The organism is Microbacterium sp., assembly GCF_043427715.1.
Taxonomy (GTDB): Bacteria; Actinomycetota; Actinomycetes; order Actinomycetales; family Microbacteriaceae; genus Microbacterium.
This window is the reverse complement of record NZ_JBHWTD010000083.1, coordinates 1-5,859: the sequence shown is the minus strand read 5'-3', so window position 1 is coordinate 5,859 and position 5,859 is coordinate 1. Positions and strand designations below refer to the sequence as shown.

Genomic DNA, 5,859 nt, shown 5'->3' with positions numbered 1-5,859 from the left:
CCTGACCGCACCGGCCACCATCGATGTCCCCATCGGCGTCCTCGCCCAGCAACACGGGTTCGTCTCAGCCAGCCACTTCAGCCGCATCTTCCGCGAAGAATTCGGCACCACACCCCGCCAATGGCGCAACAACACCACACCTCGCCCCGATGAGACCCAGGACGAGAGCCGACTGGACCGCCCGCAGCAGATCAGGCCAGAGGAGACGTACTGATGAACGAGCCGCTATCTGACCTCACCGTCATCGACGCGGAGGAAGTTCGAGCACCGGATATCCCTCGCGCGCTGACGGCCGCATCGATCCTGTACGAGGACGGGGCAACGCAGGCATTCGCCGAGGACGGCAAGACCGTGTACGTCGAGAACGGAAGACCCACGTTGGGGGAGTGGTATGTGGATGCAGAGGGGCAGTTCTGTTCCTTCTGGCCGCCGGACTACCGCGCGTGCTATGAACTGCGCTGGCTCGTCGAAGACGGGCGGATCGCTGGTCTCCGCTTCCGCCGCGGGTCCTACAGCGCCATCGGCCGGTATCAGCTCCCCGGGCCTGACAATGCCGTCAAGGAATGAGCAGGGCGTCGCGGCAACGAGCCAGAAGCTCGTAAAGACGGACGCGCTCCACCGGCTCAACCTCCACGGTCATGCGATGAACGACCGAGGAGACTTCCTCATGTGCGCGTTCGAGGAGGAGTTCTGCGGCATCGTTCAGCACCACGCTCCGTTCCCGCCTGGGCCCAGGATCACTCGAGCGGGTGACCAGTCCCCGCTTCTCCAGCCCCTGAAGCAGCACGTTCATCGACTGGCGAGACACGAACGCGCGCCGGGCGAGTTCGGAGCTCGTGATGCCTGGCGTGTCCTGCAAGGCGGTCAAGCACGCGTACTGCGGCACACTCAGCGCCAGCGGGCGAAGCCGATCGTCCATTCGCTGGTTCAGGAGCGACTGCGTCTCCTTGATCAGCACCCCCAGCGACTCCGGGCTCCGGTCCAATGCATCCATGTCAATAGTTTGACACACACTCCAACGAGTGTCAGGATATTGACACTGGCGATATTGAACAGAACAGGAGCCTGCTCATGGCAGCAACAACCACCGGCCCGGACTTCGTCTCTTTCCAGGTGCGGGACCGCGCCGTCTCCGCGAAGTTCTACGAGGAGCTCGTCGGACTCACACGCCTCCCAGACTCGAACCCCGCGGCGACCGTCTTCTCCGCAGGAGGAGCCGCGTTCGCCGTCCGCGACCCGTTCCCCGGTGTGGATCTCGACGCGATGCCTCAGCTCGGCGCCGGCGCCGGAGTCTGGTTCCACAACGACGACGCGGAAGGCGTGCATGCACGCCTGGTCGACGCGGGAGTGGCGATCGCGCAGGAACCGTTCGAGGGGCCGTTCGGACTGCAGTTCTCATTCCGTGACCCCGACGGCTACGTCGTCACCATTCACGCCCGCGCCTAATGCCACCATGGCGCAGCACACCCTCTCGGTCCAGGTCCTCGGGCCGTGGTCCTTGCGCACCAGCAAGCGGTTCTGGGAAGAATTCACCCCTACCGCGATCGCGGCCGGCGGCGACCCGGACGTCCTCTCTGCGCGCTTTATGAGCGAGCATGACTGGACGCCCGTGTCCGCCCGCGTCACCCAGCGCGGGGAGAGCGCCCAGATCAGCCTGTCCGGCACTGGCGATCTGGCCGCAGCAGCTGAGCAGGTGTGCCGCTTCCTCTCTCTTGATGTGGACGCGCGGGCCTGGGCGGCTGTCGGCGATCGCGACCCGATCATCGCCACCGCCCAAAGGGCTCTCCCCGGATATCGCCCGTGCGGCTTCCATTCGCCCTACGAAGCCGCAGCCTGGTGCGTCTTGTCGCAGCGCACTCGCGTCCCGGTTGCTGCCCGAGTCCGCCGCGACCTTATCGTCGCGCACGGGGACGACGGGGCCTTTCCCGCGCCCGATGCGCTCATCCGCGCCATCGACGCCGGAGAACTGGACCTACCCGGTCGGAAGCCAGACTATCTCCGGGCTGTCGCCGAGGCTGCGCTCACCGGACTGCTCAACGGTCCCCGGCTCCGAACTACGCCCGAAGAATCTGCTCGCCGCGAGCTCCTCACGGTGACAGGCATCGGACCGTTCGCCGCGGACCTCGTCCTTATCCGCGGCGCCAACGCCCAGGACGTCCTTCCGCGCGCGGAACGCCGCCTTTACGCCGAGATCTCCTACCAGTACGGGCCCGAATCGCTGCTTGAGGAGGTCGCAGAACGCTGGCGCCCCTTCCGCTCCTGGGCCGCGGTCCACCTCCGTGCGCTCCGAGAGCAGCGCACCCGTGAGATGAGCTGATCGATGACGTTACGGCTCTTCGACAGCGGAACATCATCGTTGTGCACGTTCGCGCCCCTGCGACCGGGTCGCGTCGGCATCTATCTGTGCGGTCCGACCGTTCAGGCTCCGCCACACGTCGGCCATCTCCGCTCGGCAGTGGTCTTCGACCAGTTGCGACGATGGCTCCAGATCGGCCACGAGCTCGACGTGACCCTGGTCCGAAACATCACCGACCTGGACGACAAGATTCTTGCTGCGAGCAACACGGCGGGCGTTCCATGGTGGGCGTGGGCTGCTCGCCAGGAGAGGGCGTTCGCCGACGCCTATCGCATGATCGGTATCTTGCCGCCGACGATCGAGCCGCGCGCGACGGGGCATACCGCCGAGATGCTTGCGTTCATCGACCGGCTGATCAAACGAGGCCACGCGTACCGAGCGGGAGACGATGAGAGAGACGTCTACTTCGACGTCTCATCATGGCCTGACTACGGTTCTCTGACCTCACAGGAGACCGGCACTCTCCCCGGAGACGAACATGCCGATCAGGCGACGGGGAAACGCGACCCTCGCGACTTCGCGCTCTGGAAATCCGTTCCCTCAGATGTGGCGGTAGGAGAGGCGAGTGCCGCGGGCGCGGCATGGGATTCGCCTTACGGGCCGGGACGCCCGGGATGGCATCTGAGCTGCTCGACGATGATCCTCCGCTACCTGGGAGAGAGCTTCGACATCCACGGTGGAGGGCTCGACCTGCGTTTTCCTCATCATGAGAATGAGCAGGCGCAGTCCCGTGCCGCCGGATACGGATTCGCGCGCTACTGGATGCACAATGGCTGGGTCACGTCCGGCGGCGACAAGATCAGCAAGTCCCTCGGCAACGCGACACCCGTCGACGATCTTCTGCAGGGGATACGTCCTATCGACCTGCGCTACTACCTCGGATCGGCCCATTACCGGTCGAACCTGGAGCTGACCGAATCCGCCCTGCGATCCGCCGCGGCGGCGATGCGCAGAATCGAAGACTTCATCGCCCGGAGCGCGAACGACTCGAGGCAGACGGCGGATGCGAGCAAGCTGCCGGTCGCATTCAGAAACGCCTTGGATGACGACCTCAACATCCCCATGGCCCTCGCCGTCCTCCACGACGAGGTCAGGCGCGGCAATACCGCCCTCACCCAGCACGACGCGCGGGCCGGTGCCGACGCACGGGACGCCGTGCTCGCCATGACGGGCGTCCTCGGCATCAATCCGCACGAGATGCCGTGGGGCAAATCAACCGCTGGACCCCTGCGCGTCGAGCGGGCGTTGGAGATTCTGATCGCCCAGGCGCTCGACCAGCGAGCCCAGGCCCGCACGGTCGGGGACTTCCGCACGGCAGACCGTATCCGTGACGAACTCGACGCCGCCGGCATCGTGCTCAGCGACAGTCAGTCGAGCACGACATGGGTCTTCGGTGAAGCAAATAGCGCATGATCCGAAATAGCAACAGGAGGGTTCTTCAAGTCACAGCCTATTCCCAGATTAGCGGGACCAAACCGCGTCACCCCGGCGTTATCAACAGTGACGCCGCAGCCAGCGGCGCCGGACAAGGAGGAAATCGTGTCGCACGACTACAGCAAGACTTCTGAGGCCCTGAGCCGCCTCAACGACCAGCAGTACCGCGTCACCCAGAAGGACGGCACCGAGCCGGCTTTCCGCAACGAGTACTGGGACAACCACGAGGACGGCCTGTACGTGGACGTCGTTTCCGGGCAGCCCCTGTTCTCATCCACCGACAAGTACGACAGTGGAACCGGATGGCCCAGCTTCACCAAGCCGGTCGTCGCGGACGCCGTCCACACGAAGACGGACCGATCCCTCTGGATGCCCCGCACCGAGGTCCGCTCCACCGGGGCGGACAGCCACCTCGGACACGTCTTCGACGACGGCCCCGCGAACGCTGGCGGCCTGCGCTACTGCATGAACTCCGCCGCGCTGCGGTTCATCCCCGTCTCCGACCTGGAGGCCGAGGGGTATGGCGAGTTCCGCTCACTGTTCGAGACCACCACCACGACCACGAAGGAGCACGCATCATGACCAGTGGAATTCACGACACCGGAGAGGTCACCCGCACACCAGGCACCGAGACGGCCGTCCTCGCCGGCGGCTGCTTCTGGGGCGTCGACGAGCTCATCCGCAAGCAGCCGGGCGTGATCAGCACCCGTGCCGGATACACCGGCGGACAGAACGATCACGCCACCTACCGCAACCACCCCGGCCACGCCGAGGCTGTGGAGATCGTCTTCGATCCGTCGAAGACGACGTACCGGGACATCCTGGCGTTCTTCTTCCAGATCCACGACCCGTCGACCCTGAACCGTCAGGGCAACGACATCGGCACGAGCTACCGCTCGACGATCTTCCCGCTCACCCCCGAGCAGGAGCAGATCGCCAAGGAGACGATCGCCGACGTCGACGCCTCCGGCCTGTGGCCAGGCTCGGCCGTCACCACGATCGAGCCCGCCGGCCCGTTCTGGGAGGCCGAGCCTGAGCACCAGGACTACCTGCAGCGGTATCCGAACGGCTACAACTGCCACTACCCTCGCGCCGGCTGGGTCCTGCCCCGCCGCATCGAGACGACGGAGGCTTCCGTCTGACCATGTACTCGTGGGGGCGTGCCACCGCTGAGCCGGTGGCACGCCCTCGCGTCATCAGTGACTGAGAAATGATGCGGAGTGACCGTGAACAACGATGAAGACAACACGGTGGAGCGGCGTCGCGCAGCATCAGCCGCAGGCCTGACGTGTGCCGATCTGACCGACGCGCTCGGCCGGAAGCATCGTCACCGTGCCCATGTCACCGGGCTGGTCAGTCCGACACCCGAACGCACCCTGTTCGGTCGGGTCGCGACGATCTCCTTCTTCCCAACGTGCCATGCCGTACTCGACCCGGAGCAATACACGTTCGGACGGCTGTTCCACCAGGCCGTCGACGGATCACCGGCCGATCCCGCCAACACGGTCCTCGTGATGGCCAGCAACGGCCACAGCTCGACGTCTCTCGCCGGTGGGACGAAGCTCTCCCGTGCGACCAACGTCGGCCTCGCCGGCGTCCTGACCGACGGCCGCCTTCGCGACTTCGACGAGCTGGCCGAGGAACCTTTCGCAGCCTGGTGCTCGGGAGAGGCCGTCGCCTGGGGTGGAGCTGTCGTCACGCCGTTTCAGGCGAACATCCCCGTCGTCATCGACGGAGTGGGCATCTATCCGGGCCAGTACATCTTCTGCGACTCATCGGGAGCCGTCGTCATTCCCGACAGCGACATCGACGATGTGCTCGAGACCGCCCATCGGGTCCGTGCCGACGACGCCGCGTCCCGTGACCTGATCGCGCGGGAAGCCCGCAGCGGCGACCTGGCGCACGAGCGGTGACCTCACACTCCTGGCGGTGTGGTGTTGTTGCGCCATTGGCGGGGTGTGGTGCCGAATTCTTCGCGGAAGATGCGGCTGAAGTGGCTGGCTGAGACGAACCCGTGTTGCTGGGCGAGGACGCCGATGGGGACATCGATGGTGGCCGGTGCGGTCAGG

General features: G+C 65.7%; 10 protein-coding genes. 8 read left to right on the top strand and 2 right to left on the bottom strand.

Annotated features, from left to right (window positions below; genetic code table 11):
• Both ACHFGS_RS08795 and ACHFGS_RS08790 read left to right on the top strand, forming a co-directional pair.
• Positions 1 to 214, top strand: a 214-nt coding sequence (locus ACHFGS_RS08795; RefSeq protein ID WP_394289369.1) for an AraC family transcriptional regulator, incomplete at its 5' end; no start/stop codon positions are given.
• Entirely contained in the window at positions 214 to 567 is a 354-nt protein-coding gene (locus tag ACHFGS_RS08790; protein WP_074041318.1) for a hypothetical protein, read from the top strand. The genes ACHFGS_RS08795 and ACHFGS_RS08790, both read left to right, overlap by 1 nt.
• On the opposite strand, the gene ACHFGS_RS08785 is transcribed toward ACHFGS_RS08790, so the two are convergent.
• Positions 557 to 994 (bottom strand): MarR family winged helix-turn-helix transcriptional regulator, encoded by a 438-nt coding sequence (locus ACHFGS_RS08785; protein ID WP_074041316.1) that lies wholly within the window; start codon positions 992 to 994, stop codon positions 557 to 559. The genes ACHFGS_RS08790 and ACHFGS_RS08785 overlap by 11 nt on opposite strands.
• Before the next feature lie 77 nt (positions 995 to 1,071).
• Here ACHFGS_RS08785 and ACHFGS_RS08780 point away from each other — a divergent pair, with 77 nt between their 5' ends.
• The 6 genes from ACHFGS_RS08780 (at position 1,072) to ACHFGS_RS08755 (ending at position 5,703) form a co-directional block, all read left to right on the top strand.
• Positions 1,072 to 1,446 carry a VOC family protein gene (locus ACHFGS_RS08780; protein WP_074041313.1) on the top strand — a complete coding sequence of 125 codons (375 nt, stop codon included), beginning with the start codon at positions 1,072 to 1,074 and terminating at the stop codon, positions 1,444 to 1,446.
• A gap of 7 nt (positions 1,447 to 1,453) precedes the next feature.
• Positions 1,454 to 2,317, top strand: a complete 864-nt coding sequence (locus ACHFGS_RS08775) for a DNA-3-methyladenine glycosylase (protein WP_074041311.1) — start codon at positions 1,454 to 1,456, stop codon at positions 2,315 to 2,317.
• A 3-nt stretch (positions 2,318 to 2,320) separates the two neighbouring features.
• Positions 2,321 to 3,769, top strand: a complete 1,449-nt coding sequence (gene cysS / locus ACHFGS_RS08770; RefSeq protein WP_074041310.1) for a cysteine--tRNA ligase — start codon at positions 2,321 to 2,323, stop codon at positions 3,767 to 3,769.
• Between the two features lie 126 nt (positions 3,770 to 3,895).
• The gene (gene msrB, locus ACHFGS_RS08765; RefSeq protein ID WP_020625393.1) at positions 3,896 to 4,372 is read left to right on the top strand and encodes a peptide-methionine (R)-S-oxide reductase MsrB; all 477 of its coding nucleotides are present in this window, start codon (positions 3,896 to 3,898) and stop codon (positions 4,370 to 4,372) included.
• A complete protein-coding gene (gene msrA / locus ACHFGS_RS08760; RefSeq protein ID WP_074041308.1) occupies positions 4,369 to 4,932 on the top strand; it encodes a peptide-methionine (S)-S-oxide reductase MsrA in 564 nt (187 codons plus the stop codon). The genes msrB and msrA overlap by 4 nt, the downstream gene beginning before the upstream one ends.
• 78 nt (positions 4,933 to 5,010) lie before the next feature.
• The gene (locus ACHFGS_RS08755) at positions 5,011 to 5,703 is read left to right on the top strand and encodes an RraA family protein (protein WP_239279595.1); all 693 of its coding nucleotides are present in this window, start codon (positions 5,011 to 5,013) and stop codon (positions 5,701 to 5,703) included.
• Positions 5,704 to 5,705: 2 nt separating this feature from the next.
• Here the strand turns inward: ACHFGS_RS08755 and ACHFGS_RS08750 are convergent, their stop codons facing one another.
• Positions 5,706 to 5,828 (bottom strand): AraC family transcriptional regulator, encoded by a 123-nt coding sequence (locus tag ACHFGS_RS08750; protein WP_394289370.1) that lies wholly within the window; start codon positions 5,826 to 5,828, stop codon positions 5,706 to 5,708.
• Positions 5,829 to 5,859: the final 31 nt, after the last annotated feature.

Excerpts from the sequence above, each read along its gene's own strand:
- ACHFGS_RS08790 (WP_074041318.1), top strand. The coding sequence starts at position 214 with ATGAACGAGCCGCTATCTGACCTCACCGTCATCGACGCGGAGGAAGTT.
- ACHFGS_RS08785 (WP_074041316.1), bottom strand. The coding sequence starts at position 994 with ATGGATGCATTGGACCGGAGCCCGGAGTCGCTGGGGGTGCTGATCAAG.
- ACHFGS_RS08780 (WP_074041313.1), top strand. The coding sequence starts at position 1,072 with ATGGCAGCAACAACCACCGGCCCGGACTTCGTCTCTTTCCAGGTGCGG.
- ACHFGS_RS08775 (WP_074041311.1), top strand. The coding sequence starts at position 1,454 with ATGGCGCAGCACACCCTCTCGGTCCAGGTCCTCGGGCCGTGGTCCTTG.
- cysS (WP_074041310.1), top strand. The coding sequence starts at position 2,321 with ATGACGTTACGGCTCTTCGACAGCGGAACATCATCGTTGTGCACGTTC.
- msrA (WP_074041308.1), top strand. The coding sequence starts at position 4,369 with ATGACCAGTGGAATTCACGACACCGGAGAGGTCACCCGCACACCAGGC.